The organism is Vreelandella neptunia, from assembly GCF_022489065.1.
Lineage (GTDB): Bacteria > Pseudomonadota > Gammaproteobacteria > Pseudomonadales > Halomonadaceae > Vreelandella > Vreelandella neptunia_A.
The window spans coordinates 13,338-31,877 of sequence record NZ_JAKVTW010000016.1; the positions used below are offsets into that span (position 1 = coordinate 13,338).

Below are 18,540 nucleotides of genomic sequence, written 5' to 3' on the forward strand. Positions count from 1 at the left end.
GGATAGTGTTAACAAACTAAGTTATTTATTAAACACAATTGATTTATAATAATTATATGTTATTATATTTAAAGGAGTTGATTTTTTTATGTTTTAGGTATAAGTGAAAATTTTGTTTTTATAAACATTTTAAGCTCCTTTTTTATATTTTATTACACACATTAAACAAATCCTCTCAAAGATATATTTTAATGTGTGTGAAGTTTTTTATAAAAGCCACTTTGTAGAAATACAGTGTGGCTTTTTTATTGCCTACAACCGCCACACAAGTCCCTGAAAACCAGAATATGACCGATGACACAGGGTAGAGCTTCAAACGGCTTACAGAGCCTTCCTGATGTATTAAAAACCTTTACTATCACAACTTCAATATCTAGCGAGCTAGCGAGCGAAAAAGCTTTATTAACTACCAAACAGATCAATATAAAGTTGGCTTTCGGGATCAATACAAAATCTAGTATCCCACCTATTATTGTGAAGAATATAATTAAAACCATACAATTCATTGTAATCAAAAGATTGTGAATCTACTTCACCATATTGCTCGAAATAATAAGAATCACCATTTCCATTTGTATTAAAAGTATAGTAAACAACTCCATTTACCATTACTTGATATGTTTTAATAAATGATGGATTTGCTAGATATTGTTTTATATTAAATTCTTTAAGAAATGCTCTATAAGATCCATTTTCTCCATTAGATAGGTTACTGCTATCATCTAAATTAAACGAAGTGAGTTCGGAAGGATACATACTATCTTGTTGTGCTACAAATTCTTCATAAGATAATTCACCAGTTAGCTCCATCGCTTGATCGTCTCTAAAAGATCGACTGTATTGATTTGAAGCATATTCTGGTATTTCTTCATTACAAAGATAACCGCTTTTGTCTTCAACATCTTCAGTAATATCGGGATACCTGATACCGGTACTCGCTTTAGTTCCGTGTATCGGTTGCCTATAAGTAAAACTATCAGCTACAACTAAAAGTGGGAATATAATTAAGCTTGTTATAGAAATTGATATTATTGACCTTTTCATTTTATTTACCTCGCTTTTTAAATTAGTGTTATCATTTTCAAACTAATTACTTGAAATAAAACTATGTGATTTTGATAACAATTAAACTATTATATCACTATAGCTTTATTTATGTGTTTTCATAATAACTAGCTTAAGATTTTTATTGATATCAATAAGAACTTTCGTGATATAATGAAGTCATATAGCCAACCCAAAACAAAAAGGAGAAAACAATGGAGAAGCAATTATTAAACTTGAGGAAATTCTTAGAAGAAAGTGGATATCAGATATTAACGACTATTACAGACGATAGACTATCTAATGAAAATAAATTAAATGTATACCTATCTAATAAGCTTTCTGAAACGGCAGAAGTTTTAGGTCACGAAGATCCTTATGAAACACATCATACAACACTTCAAGTTGCTTTTAATGACACAGGTAAAATCAAAACATACGACGAAGACTTGATACTTCAAGATAGAGACTTCTTTGATAGGGTATCAGAGCTAGCAAATACCAGCCCTGAAGCGATTTTAGATACTATTAGGGAAAGGGCAGAGTGGAGCTTTAACAACTTTATAGAAAGCGATTTTAGCGACAAATGGAAGCCCATGAGTGACGAAGATGTTTTTGAGCTTTGGGGAGATCGTGCTGATAAACTTAAAGTCTCTTGTGAAGAAACAGGTGAAACTTATTTAAAAGAAGTTGACTCAACATCTATTCACTTCACTGTATCAGTTCAGCAAGAAGATAAGCATCTAGAGCTAGAATACAATGTTGGTGATAACGAAAAGCAATTTGAAAAAGAGTTTTTCTTAAAACAGCACGGCGACACACTTAAAGAGAGTTTTAATGAAGAGCAGATTGATTACATACTTTCTCAAGTAAATAATACTATCAATGACCGCCTTTTTTTCATTAACCCAAGAATGACGAATGAAGAACACGAATTGGCGACTGAATACTTTGGTGCTACTGATATTGAAGTCAACAAGGTTAAAACCGTTAAGAACGATAACCATAAACATAACTGTATTACCACAGTAAATTATCAGGGTGATAAATACATTCTTAATTTAGAAGCAGAAAAAGAAGGTGATTCTTACACTGTTGATATGAAGAGTTTAGAGAACGACAGTAAAGACAATGTTGCTTTCAAGAATAAGCTTCTAGCAAATATCACTTCACCTGTTATACAAGAGAACTTTAATTATTCAGATATAGAAAATCAGATTAAAGAGAATATTGAGAAAGGGATTATTAGCTTCAAAATTGAAAATAATAGAGAGAAAAAGGGTCCTGATTTAAGCATTGATTTTTAAATACGTCTGTTGACCATTAAATAGTGGAATGTTAATATTACTTCGCTTATATACAGCTAGCTAGAAGTCAGTTAAATCTAGGCTGGGGAGCCATTTAGAAATAAATGTATTCTATTATTAGGATTCTAGATTTAGCATAGATAAAGCCACCTTCTTAGAGGGTGGCTTTTTTTGCTCGCAGGCTCGCTAGCTATTGAGCAATGGAGTATTTGGTTTGTATGGTGGTAAACGAGCTAGAAGGGAGGTAGGAGCGACGAAAATACAAAAGGGCGATGATGACACTACCTAACCGCTTGAGAAGCTTACAGAGCCTTCCTGAAGCCACCGTTTAACCAGATATCCCCTTATTCAATACCTAGCGAGCTTGCGAGCGAAAAAAAGCCCACCGATTAGGCAGGCTCTATCAAATTACGAGAAATTCACTTTATCCTTGTTTCTGAGGTAGAGAAATAGTCCCGTTTTTTCTTCAAACATATCTTGTAGCATATCGCAATAAACATCACTCAGGTCAAACAAGACCCTAGCCATATTCCCCGTAGCACGGAACAGAATGAAGCGGTATGTATCAGAGCTTAGGCAGTAAATAATACGAACCACGTTAGGCCGAACACCATCAATTTCTTTTGCTTCACCTTCAAATTTAACATCAACAACCGTATCACCAGCATTACCGACAGGCACTACAGAATTTTTATTACCATTACTTTCACCTGAAGCAGGGCGACCCCCGATAAGCTTTAAGGCCATCATACCGCCTAACTGAGTTAAAATAGTGTTAGCCATTTCACGATGATATTGTTGAGCTTCGTTATTCATGATTATTCCTAGCCGTTTGCGATATAATAATAACATTGTAGATCGAATATTCATTGATCGCAACGATCAATTTAACTATTTAAGCCGTTTGATCATTAAAAAAATTCAATTGATATAATCATTAAAACCAATTAAAATATTTGGATCATTTTGGCATTATTAAAAGAAGGAGTTTTTATGACAAATATAAAAAGAGTAACCCCCGTAGTTGTTCTTACCAGAGTTGAAGAAGGTGATTCTGTTAGCTATAAAGTAGAACAAAAATTTTCAGTTGATAACATCGAAGTAGCAATTCAACATAGCTGTTTTGCTTACAATAACAATCCAGTAGCCGTAACTGATTTTGATAGAGATAGCTTTCAGCCCCTTAATACAGAACTAGAAAGAAAACTTATTGATCATTATGGCGATACAAGCAAGGCTTTCGAAATCTATGAGTTGATATCAATTGAAGCAAGTAAAGAAGCGAGAAGTGTTCTGTAATTATTTAATCCATTTTAATATATATAACTAAAATATCCTGTTTATATTCATTCTCTTCCTAATGTCATATTTTTATCTTTCATATATATCATACAAATTGTATATGCATTTAAATCATATACTTATATTGTGATATAATAATATTATATTTATAGAACTTTTTAATATCCATAAAGTCATATAGATAATATTAAACAATAATAAATAAAAAAGGAGAAAGAATATGAGCTTACTACACGGAAGAACAAGCGGTTTATCACACATTGTAAATAATAGTAGATACGGCCTAGGTATAAGCATTAAACCCGAAATAGAACAAAAAAGTGTTAATAACTTTTTTAAGAGAGGGAAGGGTGATTTACAAGTAGAGCTTTTAGAAAGAGACAACGATTATGCTACTTTCCAAGTCACAATGAATTCAAAGACACTGGATAACCCTATTACAACTCAAATCGAATCTAGAATTGATGGCACAAAAGCTATTGATAACCCCATGGAGACAGTCAACCAATCTACAAGCTTCTTCCTTGATGCCTCAAACGATATTTTCAACAAAAGTCGTGGAAAGCTAGCTGAATTATACCCCGATTATAAAAAGGATCTGGAAGGCTTTGACTTCACTAAAATGGAAGCTGTTGCTATCAAGGTTCAAAACCAGATAAGTAATGCTTTAACATATGGTAGCGAGATTGCTAACAATATGGATAAAGAAGAAGTTAAAGCACCTAAAGCTAAAAAGGTAAAATCGTTAAGTTTATCAATGTAAAGGTATAATTGATTTATTTAATTATTTGTGATATAATGATACTCGCAAAAAATAAATAACAAAAAAAAGGAGAGTGTTATGAAGGAATATGTAAAGTTGGATTCAACTTATGAAAGAAATCAAATAGAGGAAGTTATAGAGCATAATATTAAGCAATTAAAGTCTGGTGGATACAAGCAAGCCGATTTAAATGATGCAATTACTAATGTTTACGTTGATGGTTTAGATTTATACCTATTTTTTGATGGTTTCCATATTGGTGTCAATAACCCGAAAAAAGAAATATTATGGTCAAGACTTGACGATGCTAAACAACAAGTTGGTATTATTCGTAAATCAAATCTTACTGAAGTCTTTCTTATGAGTGGAAAGATACCAGAAGGGTTTGAGCCTTACATAGGTGAAGGCACAATCAAAAAGTTTTACACCTATGATATTGATAAAGATATTATTGATATGCTAGATGAAAAAGATCCTGTCGAAGCAAAGGTCAAAAAAACATTTTATCAAGACCACGTAGATAAGATTTATATATCAGTTATTTTTATCAAAAATATAGATGGTTCTTATACCAGTGTTTCAAAAACAGTAGTTCAATTTAAAGAAGGAGATAAAGAATTTAATAGCGATGTAGTTAATTTAACTGCTAATCAGTATAAAACATTAGTATCACTCATTAAATAATATTTTAAGTTATTGAATATATATGCTTGGTAGTTCTTATGCTATCAAGCATTTTTTATTTATTTGTGATATAATGACATAACAAAAATAAGAAAAGGAGAATTTTATGACTCAAGAGGAATATTTGTTAGAGCGAAAAAACAAGAAGGTTTCAATAATAGAACAGATAATGTCTGGTGTTTCCATACTTGATACAAAAATCCATATAAGGAAAGGACAGGACAAGCTATTAAACGATAGGCTGATTAAAGTCCAACTTGATTACAATGATGTTGAATACACACTTATTTTAGATGCTTTCAGAATCAGTAAAGAAGAAGTGGTTTTATATGCAGACCTTGATACATCTTACGAGCTATCTAGTCACACTAAGGCTTTCACTTCTGACAACAGGAATTTCATTGTTGTAATCAAAAGCAATTGCTTTGACTTGAATAACGGTGACTTGCCTTCAAAAACGGTTACAGATGAAGTGGTTGAAGAGGTTTTTTTTAGGATACAGGAACAGATACAAGCTTTCGTTGACGAAAAGAACCGATACCAGCTAGAGCTAGCCAGCTAAGGCCACCAGCACCGATAGAAGCCCGCAATAAGCGGGCTTCCTGCTTAGGTATCACCTAATTAAGGCCAACGGCCACACAGAGATCGAAAAGGCTTAAACAGGCTTCCACTACCCAGCTTCCCCTATACACCTACACCATAGAGAAGGTACGGCCACCAACCCTTATAGAAGCCTTCCAGAAGCGGGCTTCCTGCACGGCTAGCACCTAACCAAGGCCAACGGCCACACAAAGATCGAGAAGGCTTCGACAGGCTTCTATTATCCAGCTTCCCCTATAAAGAGAAGGTACGGCCACCAACCCTTATAGAAGCCTTCCAGAAGCTGGCTTCCTGCATGGCTAGCACCTAACCAAGGCCAACGGCCACACCGCGACCGCTAAGCTAGAAACAGCCTGGTACCGTGATGCCTGCATGAAAACCCCTGTGATATGATCCAGGCCATAAAAATTGGTCCTGATATGGATGGGATGAAAACGTATGGACTACATGCAGGCTATAGAGATAGCTGAAGCAGTTGTGATCAATGGATACCGACAGCCCAAGCCCGAATTGATACCAACGGGGGAATGCTCAGGGGATATCTACACCCTGAAGGTTGCTGTCAACATGGGGGGAATGGACTACTTCATCTATCAAGATCTGCTGGACGATGGCAACAGGTTCTTCAGGAACCCATTCAGGGAAGACAGCATAGACAAGGAAGAGAACACACCGCTTTTCAATAAAATCCTGTTGATGATACAGATGAAGGGGGCAAGCGAGCATAAGTCAGCTATGTTCACTCCTGTAGTCTTTGATTTGATTGCCGACAAGGCTTACAAAAGCTACCTAGAAGACCATTCCAAGCAAGAGAAGGTGATGAGCCTAGGTAAGTTCATTTCCTACTACGGGATGGATGAAAACGAGGCTCATAGCATCGCTTCGCTTCTATCTAGCGATGAAAGGGAGGTTCAGGAGCTTATACCCGCAATCATGCAGGTCACACCCCATTCTCTCTACAATGAGCCTGTAGAACGTAACCTAGGGGCATGGCAATTAAAGACAGATAAGAAGATGAGCCCAACCGAGTTTAAACGAAGTCTTATACTAGATTACGGTAAACCACAACCAGATTTATTTTAATCCGATACTCCTGATATATCATTTATTTGTTATTTGTGATATAATGATAGAAAATAACAACAATAGGAGTAATGATATGAATGACTATTCAAATGAGTTTATGAAGATAACCTTTCTAAAAGAGTATATGACTTTCAAAGAAGGGCAGGAAATAGAAATAAGTCAGGGTAAATTAAACATCGTCGTTGGCGACAATGGTGCAGGTAAAACCACCTTCATAAATATATTCGATAAAGAGAATAGAATTTACAAACAAAATAAATACTATGCAATTGATAATATGAAGGATCAGGATACTATTAAGAACACGGCTGAAGGCTTTAGGAAGACTACCAGTGCTTTGATTGATAACAAAAGAGAGATATATTTAAACCAGTTAAACCAGCAATCGCATGGGCAGGCTTGGAATGTAGAGCTATTCAGGTTGAGAAAGAAATGCAGTGACAATACATTTATCTTGCTTGACGAGCCAGAGACAGCATTATCAGTAGAGTCTCAAATAGAGCTATGCAAAGCTATTATAGATATGAAAAGAAAATACAAGAATTTTGGATGCTTGATAGCAACACATTCGTTACTCATTACAGAGTTAATAGGTGAAAGAGTTATTGAGATACCAAGTGGCAATAATATTCCTGCACAAGAGTATTTAGATAGAAAAAATGCTGTTATTGAAGAATCCAGACACTACTTCAAGTAATAAAAAAGCCTTCACTGTTTAGGTGAAGGCATATTCCATTACAAAAAATTCCATTTACTTTTTTAATTCTCTTCCGTGAGAAGCAAATCCTTTTGCTAATAGCATTATCTCGATTGAGATTACTTTATTTCTAAAGACGGTTATGCTAGACCGCAATAACAAAAACAACAACAAGGAGAAATTTAGTTGTTATAATTATAATAACATATAATTTTTAATATTCAACTTTTATTTATAAATAACTAACGTTGTTAACACTATTCGAGCAAAATGCTTATATTATAATAAGTGACTTTTAAAGCCATTTGTGATATAATGATATAAACAAAAGGAGAAATAAAATGAACTTTAATAAACTAGACTCAAGGAATATAAAGCAAAATGGTATTAAACTGTCATCGCTACAAGCTGAAGATATGGAAAAATACGGCCTTACTAAACAAGACCTTGTTAAGTTATGCTGGAAAGAGTTAAACAAAAAGCTGAAAATTGAAGAGTATGATTACAGGAAGAACAAGAATATTTATAATTCGCTTAGAGTAGTAGCAAGGGATATAACCTTACTGGTTAGAGATAATGCTAAAGCAATTGTTTTTAAGGGTGCAACTTACAATCCAACCAGACAAAAGGTAAATCTAGCTTTTAACAATATTTCTGAGTTACCTGCTATCATCCAAAAAAACATAGTTATTGATGAAGGGGATAATGAAGCACCTATTATTGATTTGATTTTTGCGATTGAAACCTTCACAGCAATTAGAACTGATAAAAAACTTCGCTTACCCGATTACCTTACCGAGTTTTATACTGATAGATATCAAAACCACGTTTTATCTATCAATATCCTCGATACCCCTGAAGAAAAAACAAAAGCTATCCTTTCAATAACTCATTTTGAAAGCAATCAAGGCTACCAGAAGCCCACAGAAGGGCAGATAGGCTTAACCCTTGCTGATGACCTACCTTACGTTGATAAAGACCCTGTAGAGCCTTTACAGGAGCCACAGGAACAAGAACCACAGGAGGTTAAAAAAGAAAGTATTCAGGAAAAGCCCATTCAGGAACCAGATGAGCTAGTAGACGTTCTTGATATACCTGTTTTCGCAAGTCGAGAAAAAACTGTTAATAGGCTTCAAAAGCTATCTTCCATTTTACGAACTGAAGGAGAGGACTAATGAAAGGACAATTCGATGAGTTTAATACAAAGGAAGAACAAGCAACTTACTTAAAGAATTTCTTTAGACACCAAAAACGGTTACTGATAGCCCATCAAATTGGTGACAATAATTATAAAGACACCAAAGCTATGTCAGACCTCACAGCAATTATTATTACGTTAATAGAGCTAGAAGACAAGTATTCACAATTGAAGGTTAATCAGCTTGATAGTGTTATGGATTGTCTCGCTCTTATTTCACCTGATTTTTATAACGTATCAAATGAGATACATAATACTATGATGAAAATTGAGGAATGTATTAAAAAGATTCAGAAAAGAAACAAGTTTGGAGTCAATTGTGATAAAGAGATAGAAGTAAGAAAGTTATATGAATTAAAACTACACAGATTAAAAAGCAAACAAGAAAAATTACTTTACACTGAATTAAAGTGAAAATATTTTGTCAACTTAATTACTAATAATAAAAATAGGAGATATAACAATGAGAGTTAAATTTGAACCAAGAGGGCTTGATGAAGATATCAGCATTCCCCACAACAAAACCATAGAAGCATTAACCCTAACTGAATACAGTGAGTTCAAAACTCATAGTAAGGTCTATGCATTTGCAGAAAAGCACTACGACAGCGGACAGGAACCAAAGCAGGTATCAAGCAAGCTTGCATCTAAACCTAGAAAACGTAAGAGCGAAGCTGTAGCGGAGCAGGAACAGTCTGAGCAGGGGGTATCAAGCTTCAATTCAGAGACAGAAAAGGATTTAGCTGAAAACCACCAGCATAAGGTATATAGAAGATTTAATAAAGATAATGTGAAGTTATCACCAGTTTTAGAACTGTCAGAAAGCGAATATCTAAAGGAACATGATAAGGCAGTTGAGAGGCTAGTAAGTTCTAGTTCTGTTTCCAAAGGTGATCCAAGTAAACAGATTTTTGATAACATATTAAGATCTATTCTTAAAATGCTAGATCACCGAGGTTATATAAACGATTACCTAACAATGGATCAAAACAGGCAGAAGCTTCAATTCAATAGAACCGAACTTGCGAAAGATTCCTTATACAAAAAGAAAGAGAATAAACACAACAATAAAATAGAAGAAGATTATAAGATAATTGCTGGTGAAATGAAGAAAGGATTAAAGAAGCCAAGCCAGGAGCTAGCGAATGATTTGAATTCAATTCTTAGCTTCTATAACAAAGGCAACGATTTTTCAAAAATGAATAAACAACAAAGTAAATTCTTTAACGATATCCTTATACCTATGAAAGAAAAGATAGACAAATTCATGGAGAAAGGGGAAGAAGTAAATTACGACAAGCTAGGAAAGATCTACGTTGAAACCAAGAAAGAGGCTTTAAACAACGACCATAAGAAAGAAATGAAGAAGGGAAAGAGCCAAAGCTACTCTCTATCTATGTAAGGTAGAAGGCTGATAAGAGCAAGGAGCAAGCTATGAATGATATTGAAGGCAAGGTAGAAGGGCAGTTATTGAATGAGGTGATATTAAGGTATAAGGAAGTGTTGGCTAAAATTGAGATAATAATGAAGTCAGCTTCCAATAAATAAACCGCCATCTTAGGCGGTTTTCTTTTTCTCACATTTATTTTTGTAAAATATATACCCTATCTTGTAAAGGCTAACACTAGCAAAGAAGGTGATGCCGTTGAAAACAAAAGCATTAAATATGCCATACTCAAAATAGTAGTATGCCGTGACTGCAACACCAAACAAAAATATCAAAATGCCTGCTTTAATTTCCTTTATAATTTTATCCTTAATCAATTCCTTTTGATTATCCATTATTTATCCTTCATCATTAAAAAGGTATACTATCATAAAAAAAGAGTCATCAATCAATTCATTATAGTCATTTATAATTATTTGTCTTTATTAACACTATTCGAGCAAATTATATATTTATATTATTTTCGATGTTAATACATAAGTTCTTATCCTTCAAATATGAATTCAATATATTTATATGAGCTCTATAAAGTAATAAAGATACTTGAAAAAGTGCTTAGATATGACATTGGTTAAATAAAATATTAAAAATAAATAACTTAAATCGAGACTTTTCAAACTTTTTATGATATAATAATGATATTGAAGTAATTAAATATTTAATAATTACATATTCAACAAGGAAGTTGAGTAATAACAACAAGGACAGGGAAGGGGAAAATTATGACAACAGTTAAAAGAAAAGAGAATACCAAATTTTTAACAGGAAATTATGCGAAACAAGAGAGGGCTACTATGCTAGCTGATTTATGTAAAATTACAAATAATGATGATTTAGAAGGTTTACTAGTTGAAAAAGAAGTTAACGGCCTAATGCATATTTTTTCAGGTCCTAGAAAACCAACATTTAAGCAAATGCTATACTTTCAGGCTATCATAAGTATTGCTGGCAACAGATTAGCAGAGCTAGGTGATGAAGTAAGAGCCGAGAATTTTAATGATGATGATGTTGTTAAGCATCTTCTTGAAAATATGACAGATAAAAGTATTGAAATTAAAGAAGCTTTTGGATTTGGTTCTCAAGTTGTAATTTATACGTCCTACCATGAAATACTAAAAAAGGCTGGTTTAAATGATGGTGGTAATAGCAGAAAAGCTCTTTTAGATGCTTTAATGGGACTGGGTAGAATAACACATGAAGTTCATCAACTAGACGACTACAACAAAGGTAAGACTGATAGAGGTTATAATGAGTTATTTCTACAATATAAATATGACAATAGCTTAGGTAAAGTGAAAATTGTTTTAAATTCAATTTCTTCACAAGCTCTAACAAGCCAGTTTACTTTAATTGATTTAACTATCAAGAAGTTATTCTTAAAAAATGAAAGAGCCCTAGCACTTTATGATTTTATCGTAGCTAGAGTTAATCATAAAGAACAACAGCATTTCAATATGGATAGAGTTATTAAAATACTTGAGCATAAAAATGAAGAGGTGGATAAGAAAACAAGAAATAAATATAAAGAAACATTAAAGAAAATGAGTGAAGTAATACCTGACTGGAACATAGGAACCTATGGAATAGGTAATAAGCTAGTTTTTAATATAGATAGACAATGATATTTTTATGTAGTGAAAAAAACCATCAACTCTGATGGTTTTTTGTTTTCTTCCATAGCTATATTTTGATTATATCCCCGCCAAGCTGACCTCGATTATTCTTTTTTGTTAAATATATACCCGCCGAAGTTGGAACCTTTTCTTAAAAGAAGACCCGCCAAAGTGGGAACCTTGAGAAAATACTTACCCTTTTGACCCGCCAAAGTAGGAACCCTGACCCGCCAAAGTGGGAACCTTGACCCGCCAAAGGTGGAACCTGTAAAGCTCTTTTTACCGTTATATTTAGAGTAATTCTATAGAATATTTGACCTTTTGCTAAAAAGTCTTCTTATGTTCTTACTTATGTTTTATCTTAGGAAATACTTTCAAGCTTTTTTTTCTTTCGTAAAATATATACCTTTACAGAAAAGAAAATATAAACAATAAAATACTATTTATTATCATAATTTTATTATCATAATTTTATTATCAATAATCCTTTAATATATAAAACAAAATTGATACCTTTAAAGAGACTACCTTTTCAACCTACTAATTTTCATCCTTTGATGACATTTAATATACTCCCATTCTCAATAGCCCGAGCGATAGCGAGCTATGTTTTTTATTACTCCTTTTTTATTTTTAAAAATTGTGATTTAAATGAGTTGCTTTGGTTTGCTTCGCAAACTAGTTATTGAATGAAGGAGTATTTAATATCTTTGGTGTTGAATATATTGTTTTTAGTTCTTAACTAGCTTGTGTTGGTTTGCTTCGCAAACTAGTTATTGATACAGGTAGTTATTAAAGTGAATGCGGTTGAAAGCTTCTAAACAGTACGTTCTCGATTATACCTTATGGTTAGCTTTAAAATAGCTCTAAAAAGCTTCCTGAGCGATTTTTTCAGCTATCTAGTGTGTTAGGTTAGCCTGATCATTTAAACCGCCTGTAGGTGGTTTTTTTTGATATTTATATTTTCATATTAAGGTTAAGCAATATTTTATATATTGTGATATAATGATACTGTTAAAAATTATAATAACAAGGAGACAAAATAATGAAAAAAACTATTTTATCAAGTGTAATAAGCATTACTGCTTTATCAACACTAATGAGTATCCCTGCTTTTGCAGATAATTATGCATTTAGATATCCTATACATGGTATATCAAGTAGCCAAAATTCAGGAGGTAGCGGGGGAGGTGATAGTGGTAATGAAGATGCGGAACCTGAAGAAAACACATCACAATGGGATGAATTCGCAGAAGATAATAATTTAGATAATAACGATTGGAACGATATCGATTGGCCTTCTAAAGGTATAACAGATTTACCGACAGAACCTTATCCAACACCCAATGTAAGTGGCAGTGTTGATTTAAGCGATAATAATATTACTGACCTCACAGGTTTAGATGATATTGAGATCATCAATGAAGATTTAAATCTGTCAAACAATCCAATTTCTACTTATACTCCAATTGCTAATTTAGTTGTGAATGGAAATATAAGTTTATCACCTTCCATTTCCGGCAATAAACTGGCACACGATTCAGTTTTCTGTGAGCAGAATAATGAAGCACAGTTTATCAATGCTACAAAATCTGAAATATGTGAAATTGATGGTTTAGCTTTTGACTATAATTGGGATAATTACCTTCATGTTGTAAAAGGTGGCTATAGCACAACTCCAAATTATCAAAACCTCAGTTTAGATTATTCAAGCTATAATGTAAGTCGTGTTTCTGATTTATATTATGATAATTCTGCTAAAGAATTTACTTTTAATGCTATGTGTCAATACTCAAATTATGATTGCACTTTAATTGAAAAGGATTTTTCTTTTGATACACAGTTGCCAAGCATGGCACAAGATCCATACCCTGTATCAACCGCGAATATCAGTTTACTTAATTCTAGCCATATTGATAATGTTGATTCATTAAGAAGTGTTTCGGTAGGCTCATTTCAAATTAGCGGTAATTCTGGCCTTGCTGTACTTGATTTATCAAATAACGGTAGTGCTCAACATCCTGGTTTAGTTAAAGCGACTTCTGTTAGAATAACTGATAATCCAAATTTAACTACAATTATACTGGATTCTCTAACCGATTTGCAGAGACTAACTATTGAAAATAATCCAAACTTGGAAACAATCGAAATAAAAAATCTATCAATAATAGGTCCTTCTAGTAATACTGTTGACTTTATAATTAGAAACAATCCAATGCTTAGTAATATAGATATTGGAACTGGTTTATCTACAGTGAAATATGGACAATTAAATTCTCAGCCTTTGAGCTTTGTATTAACAGGGAATACTAGTTTAAGTGATATTACTTTCTTACAAAACATTGATTTTACCAACGACACAGGATTAACTATGGCTGTTAATCTTGATTCTAATATCGTTAATGAAGCAGGTTTTAGAAAATTAAGTGGTTCTGTTTGTGGTGTAAAGAAATCATTTGCTTATATGTCTGACTCTGATGCAATCGCACAAGGCTATTATGAGGACAGATTTACGAACATTGATGCACTTGATATTTGTAGTAGTTTAAATGTAGTTAACTAAAAGATAGTTACCAATAGCCCCGCTTGATAGCGGGGTTTTTTGTGCATAACCAAAACTCTCATAAATATTGCCTCAAGCTGGCACGATAAACCACTAAGAAGGGGTGTAGGGCGGTTTTAGGTAGTTAGGCACCAGAAACAATAAAGCCCGCTCAGAAGCGGGCTTTTCTTTGCTTTCAAGGCAGGTTATGCCTTCTGATCAGCATCATCATTGATGAGCCAGCCCTCAACTACTTCAGCACCGTGTTCATCTTTGAGAGCTTTGAGCCCTTTATGATTTCCGCCCCGAGTCTCAATCACTTCGCCAGTATGGGGATTCTTGTAAACTTTGAGCTTACGAACCTTGCGAGTCTTGGTGCTGGCTTGACCTTGTGACTGAAGGTATTTCTCAGGTGCGATGATTTGAAGAACCGTTTTTTCCGCTACACCAAATTCTGCCATCAAAGCTTCAAGCTTATCTTTGAATTCCCTTTCTTGCTTGAGTTCTTTATCTGAATCCAATGCAAGAAGTTCTTCCTGCAACTCTCTCAGCATTCTTTCTTTTTCTTGATACTCTCTCAATCTAGAAGACATAATTTTTCCCTTGAATTTAAAAATATGATGCTTTGCAAATCGAATATTAGCACCGAGATTTTAACGATGCAAATATCATTGAATCAATAAAGTATTTTGTGAAATATATACGTTTACCGCCATGGAGATTTTAAATCAAAACATGGTTGTTGAAGGCAGGGTGTCTTAGATAATTTTGTAAAATATATACGTTTTCATTCAGTGGTGAGTTTAAGAGGGGAGGCGGTGACAGGGCAGAGAACACAACAAAGCCCGCACTATGGCGGGCTTTCATGCTTCATTGTTGCTCTCAACGGGTGGTTTTAGCAGGTGTAGCGAACTGGAACTTTGGCTTGCTACCCTTGCCTAGTGGCTTTACAGGCAATTCCCGCTTAGCAGGCTTTGCAGGTGCCTTGCTAGCTTCAGCAGGTGTAGCCTCAACGGGATCTACCTTTTCTTCCTTGGGAGCATCCTTTGGCTCTTCCTTTGATTGTTCTTCCTTCTCTACCTTTGGTTCTTCCTTCAATGGTTGCTGTTTCGGTTCATTGTCATCAACCAACCAGCTTTCTACGGTTTCATCACCATGCTCTTTTTTCCAAGCTTTCAGCACACGATGGTTCATACCCTTTGTCTCTACCACTTCGCCAGTATGCGGGTTTTTGTATGTTTTCAGCTTGCGAGGCTTGCGGGTTTTCTTTGGTTCTTCCGCTACAGCTTCTTCAGCGAATTTCTCAGGAACGAGGACTTGCAAGACCGACTCATTAGAAAAGCCGTATTCTTCCGCCATTTTTTCGACTTTCTTTTTGAATTCAATGGCTTTTTTAAGCTCTTCATCTTCTTTCAAAGAGTTCAATTCAACTTCAAGTTGCTTTAGTTGTTGCTCTTTTTTGAAGTAAGAAGTTAGTGAGTTCATTTTTCGTTTACCTTTTTCAGTTATATAGTTTGTGTTTGCTTCCGATGTTTAAATAATAGCACCGGTTATAATTCGCCGCAGCCCCCTTAATTAAAAAAATATAACTTTTTTAGTTAGTAATTAGTCGAGCACATATAAGTAACTGAAAATTATTTATTAAATTTAAGGGAAGGTTAAATTTCACCCATTGAAAAGCCCGCATAGAAGCGGGCTTATTTTACCTTTTACCTACCTTTTTACTCACCACTTGGTTCAGCATTTTTACCTTTAATGTTACCTATCATTGCACCTGTTTTTGCTCCTGCTTCGTTGCCAAAGATACCAACAGATTTACCAGTAACGTTTGAAGGGTTTCCAGCAATTGCTTCATTGTTGCCTTTGAAGTTATCCATAACGTTACCATCAAAATTGTTACCAAAACTTCTTGCAATACCACCTAAGAACCACTCCAATGAGTCATCCGCGAATGTCATTGTTATCTTGAAAGTGTTATGCATGAATACAGTAATGATAAGGAACCATATGATAATCATAGCTCTTATTGCTAGTAAGCTATCTCCAAATGTCAAAGCTCCACCCATCCAGAACATTTGATTTAAGAACACAAAGCCTATCATAAGTATTGCCATCGACATTAGCATACCAATAACCAAGAGTGTTGGTTTCAATATCAAGGCAGCCATCATTGCTATTTTTCTTTCCATTCTGGAACCAGCAATACCTTCACCTTCTGGTGTAGCCATTAAAGTAACAGCTAATGGAGCATTAAAAATAGCTTCCGCATACATTAACAACCAGCTTAGGAAAGCCATTGCCCATATCAAAGTAGGCAACATAGGTAAAAAGTATGCCATTCCTATTCCAGAAAAGAAGACCGGACTCAATGCTTCATCTATTTCACTTAATGCACCTGTTACCAAAGAAGCCAGTCCAGCGGTTACTCCACTGTAAATAGGTATAACAGTTCCAGATTTAGCAATAGTTTCTGCTACAGAATCTATAAATATCTTAGCTGAATCCCATATCCATTTAATCAATACTATTCTCGTACCTAACTGAGATGTAAAACTTAAACCATCTGGAAGAAGCTGTGTTCCACCGTGGAAACCATTAGCATCAATACCATCTTCTATATCTGCAAATCCCATACTTGCTTTTGCATTCAAACCAAATCCAAGTAGGCTAATTACATTCATTGCCGTATTAGCTGTAGTGCTGTCTGCAATAACTTCACTGTTTTGGAAAAATGCATTAGACAGGGCTTGAGTTATAACAGGTTCAAATCTTTCAGGAGAACAGTTTTTAGCACCGGTACAAAGTGAATCTATTGCATCTCTTGTATTATCAATTTCACCAGTGTTTCTTGATGCAATAATTTTATCTGTACTGCCAGTAAGTAAGTCGCTTACTTCTGCATAATTATTATAAGGACAATCAAGTTCACGTTCTCCATAAGACCTAAATGATGATATCTCACTACCTCTTCTTTGATGAAGTATCATACAACCAGCTATATCTCTACTTATAATAGAATTACTAGCTAATTGACTGTTATCGTTAATATCATTCAATGCCATCGAGATAACTGTGTAATAAGCACCTAGATAAGGCCATCCAACATCGTTATAAACACTTGTGTTTATTTTGGCTAATAAATTACCACCTGAGTCAGATTTAATTGTTATCAAATCATTTTCAGATTTTGTATGCTTAGCAATGATTTCAGCCATATCACTTTTATAAGATTCTGTCATTTCTAGTTGTTTATCTACTACAGAATAAAATCTACCTAAAGTTTCATTAGATGAATCTGACCCCGTTTGGCTATCATAACCTTCTAAAGCCGAGGCATAGGTACTATATCCACCTCTCCAATAATAGCTTGAAGCAGGGTTATCTTCAGAACTAGCTAATAGTGGAACAGCAATTTCATGAAATGCACGATTCTGATACTCAAGAATCTTTGCCATCAATTCTCTTCTTAGCTCTTCATTATCTGTATTTACAGATATTGAACCACAAGCTCCACTTCTTCCAATCTCAACTCTTTCATATCCTGCTAGTGCAGAATTTATAGGTAGGTCTTGTCTTGGGTTAGAAGGGTTAATGCCATATAAATCTAGTGTTTTACCGTTTCCAGTTGGATCACTAATTTCTAGAGAAAAGGCACAAGTCGCATTATTAGTTAATTGTTTAATCGCATAAAAACCACCAACTTGAGGATTTACAGTATTAACCCTTCTAGCCATGTTTTCGACTGCGAAGCTCGCTACTCTGTCTGCAGCATTGCTGCCAACCATACCCATCCAAGCAACAATTACCTGTACGGTTGATATAGTGGATGCTTGTCCTATCCCTACAGGAAATATAAAAAAACAAGCTAAGAACGTTCTTAATGGAAGCCATACAGAAGACCACCCATTACCCATTATTTTACCTTCTGATGCTGTTTTAATTACCGCAGCAATCAGAACATAACTCATTATAACTGATATTAGAATATAGGCTAAGAAGTTCATATAGCCAGCGATTGGAGTCAACATGGTAATAGAGCCACTAGCACTATCATCAAATATTAACTTTATCCAATCCCCCCATATCAACTGTGCCATATCCATAGCAGCACCTTGTGGTGTGCTGAATATATCACTTGATAACCCTGGACTTATCCCAGGTGTATTAGTTTCATCCATAAATAAATTCTCCTTGTTTTATTATTATTAAATTATTCTACTATATATAAGTCTCCATCCTATGTATTAAACAAAAAAT

At 34.3% G+C, this 18,540-nt stretch carries 18 protein-coding genes; 12 read left to right on the top strand and 6 right to left on the bottom strand.

Going from position 1 to position 18,540, the window contains the following annotated elements; genetic code table 11:
* Positions 1–402 precede the first annotated feature (402 nt).
* A complete protein-coding gene (locus MLE19_RS17495) occupies positions 403–1,044 on the bottom strand; it encodes a hypothetical protein (RefSeq protein ID WP_240719416.1) in 642 nt (213 codons plus the stop codon).
* Between the two features lie 215 nt (positions 1,045–1,259).
* On the opposite strand from MLE19_RS17495, the gene MLE19_RS17500 reads away from it, so the two are divergent.
* Positions 1,260–2,351, top strand: a complete 1,092-nt coding sequence (locus tag MLE19_RS17500; RefSeq protein ID WP_240719417.1) for a hypothetical protein — start codon at positions 1,260–1,262, stop codon at positions 2,349–2,351.
* Positions 2,352–2,759: 408 nt separating this feature from the next.
* Here MLE19_RS17500 and MLE19_RS17505 read toward each other — a convergent pair whose 3' ends face one another.
* The gene (locus tag MLE19_RS17505) at positions 2,760–3,167 is read right to left on the bottom strand and encodes a hypothetical protein (RefSeq protein ID WP_240719418.1); all 408 of its coding nucleotides are present in this window, start codon (positions 3,165–3,167) and stop codon (positions 2,760–2,762) included.
* 177 nt (positions 3,168–3,344) lie between these two features.
* Between MLE19_RS17505 and MLE19_RS17510 the strand changes: the two genes are divergently transcribed.
* The 9 genes from MLE19_RS17510 to MLE19_RS17550 all read left to right on the top strand — a co-directional run bounded on the left by MLE19_RS17510 (position 3,345) and on the right by MLE19_RS17550 (position 10,083).
* The gene (locus tag MLE19_RS17510) at positions 3,345–3,650 is read left to right on the top strand and encodes a hypothetical protein (RefSeq protein WP_240719419.1); all 306 of its coding nucleotides are present in this window, start codon (positions 3,345–3,347) and stop codon (positions 3,648–3,650) included.
* 223 nt (positions 3,651–3,873) lie between these two features.
* The gene (locus MLE19_RS17515) at positions 3,874–4,416 is read left to right on the top strand and encodes a hypothetical protein (RefSeq protein ID WP_240719420.1); all 543 of its coding nucleotides are present in this window, start codon (positions 3,874–3,876) and stop codon (positions 4,414–4,416) included.
* Between the two features lie 78 nt (positions 4,417–4,494).
* On the top strand, positions 4,495–5,100 hold the full coding sequence (locus tag MLE19_RS17520; protein WP_240719421.1) for a hypothetical protein: 606 nt from the start codon (positions 4,495–4,497) through the stop codon (positions 5,098–5,100).
* A gap of 106 nt (positions 5,101–5,206) precedes the next feature.
* Positions 5,207–5,662 carry a hypothetical protein gene (locus MLE19_RS17525; RefSeq protein ID WP_240719422.1) on the top strand — a complete coding sequence of 152 codons (456 nt, stop codon included), beginning with the start codon at positions 5,207–5,209 and terminating at the stop codon, positions 5,660–5,662.
* 476 nt (positions 5,663–6,138) lie between these two features.
* Positions 6,139–6,783, top strand: a complete 645-nt coding sequence (locus MLE19_RS17530) for a hypothetical protein (RefSeq protein WP_240719423.1) — start codon at positions 6,139–6,141, stop codon at positions 6,781–6,783.
* A gap of 76 nt (positions 6,784–6,859) precedes the next feature.
* Complete coding sequence (locus MLE19_RS17535) at positions 6,860–7,483, top strand: ABC transporter ATP-binding protein (protein WP_240719424.1); 624 nt, start codon at positions 6,860–6,862, stop codon at positions 7,481–7,483.
* Between the two features lie 341 nt (positions 7,484–7,824).
* The gene (locus tag MLE19_RS17540; protein WP_240719425.1) at positions 7,825–8,658 is read left to right on the top strand and encodes a hypothetical protein; all 834 of its coding nucleotides are present in this window, start codon (positions 7,825–7,827) and stop codon (positions 8,656–8,658) included.
* Positions 8,658–9,095: a hypothetical protein gene (locus tag MLE19_RS17545; protein ID WP_240719426.1), complete on the top strand. Its 438-nt coding sequence runs from the start codon at positions 8,658–8,660 to the stop codon at positions 9,093–9,095. Before MLE19_RS17540 ends, MLE19_RS17545 begins: the two co-directional genes overlap by 1 nt.
* Positions 9,096–9,144: 49 nt before the next feature.
* Positions 9,145–10,083, top strand: a complete 939-nt coding sequence (locus MLE19_RS17550) for a hypothetical protein (protein WP_240719427.1) — start codon at positions 9,145–9,147, stop codon at positions 10,081–10,083.
* Between the two features lie 155 nt (positions 10,084–10,238).
* On the opposite strand, the gene MLE19_RS17555 is transcribed toward MLE19_RS17550, so the two are convergent.
* Positions 10,239–10,463, bottom strand: a complete 225-nt coding sequence (locus MLE19_RS17555) for a hypothetical protein (RefSeq protein ID WP_240719428.1) — start codon at positions 10,461–10,463, stop codon at positions 10,239–10,241.
* Positions 10,464–10,850: 387 nt separating this feature from the next.
* Between MLE19_RS17555 and MLE19_RS17560 the strand changes: the two genes are divergently transcribed.
* Positions 10,851–11,750 carry a replication protein C, IncQ-type gene (locus tag MLE19_RS17560; RefSeq protein ID WP_240719429.1) on the top strand — a complete coding sequence of 300 codons (900 nt, stop codon included), beginning with the start codon at positions 10,851–10,853 and terminating at the stop codon, positions 11,748–11,750.
* A gap of 1,036 nt (positions 11,751–12,786) precedes the next feature.
* Positions 12,787–14,304 (top strand): hypothetical protein, encoded by a 1,518-nt coding sequence (locus MLE19_RS17565; RefSeq protein ID WP_240719430.1) that lies wholly within the window; start codon positions 12,787–12,789, stop codon positions 14,302–14,304.
* A 185-nt stretch (positions 14,305–14,489) separates the two neighbouring features.
* On the opposite strand, the gene MLE19_RS17570 is transcribed toward MLE19_RS17565, so the two are convergent.
* The 3 genes from MLE19_RS17570 to MLE19_RS17580 all read right to left on the bottom strand — a co-directional run bounded on the left by MLE19_RS17570 (position 14,490) and on the right by MLE19_RS17580 (position 18,461).
* On the bottom strand, positions 14,490–14,876 hold the full coding sequence (locus MLE19_RS17570; protein WP_240719431.1) for a histone-like nucleoid-structuring protein, MvaT/MvaU family: 387 nt from the start codon (positions 14,874–14,876) through the stop codon (positions 14,490–14,492).
* Positions 14,877–15,165: 289 nt separating this feature from the next.
* Positions 15,166–15,768 (bottom strand): histone-like nucleoid-structuring protein, MvaT/MvaU family, encoded by a 603-nt coding sequence (locus MLE19_RS17575; protein WP_240719432.1) that lies wholly within the window; start codon positions 15,766–15,768, stop codon positions 15,166–15,168.
* Between the two features lie 236 nt (positions 15,769–16,004).
* Positions 16,005–18,461: a DotA/TraY family protein gene (locus tag MLE19_RS17580; protein WP_240719433.1), complete on the bottom strand. Its 2,457-nt coding sequence runs from the start codon at positions 18,459–18,461 to the stop codon at positions 16,005–16,007.
* Positions 18,462–18,540 lie beyond the last annotated feature (79 nt).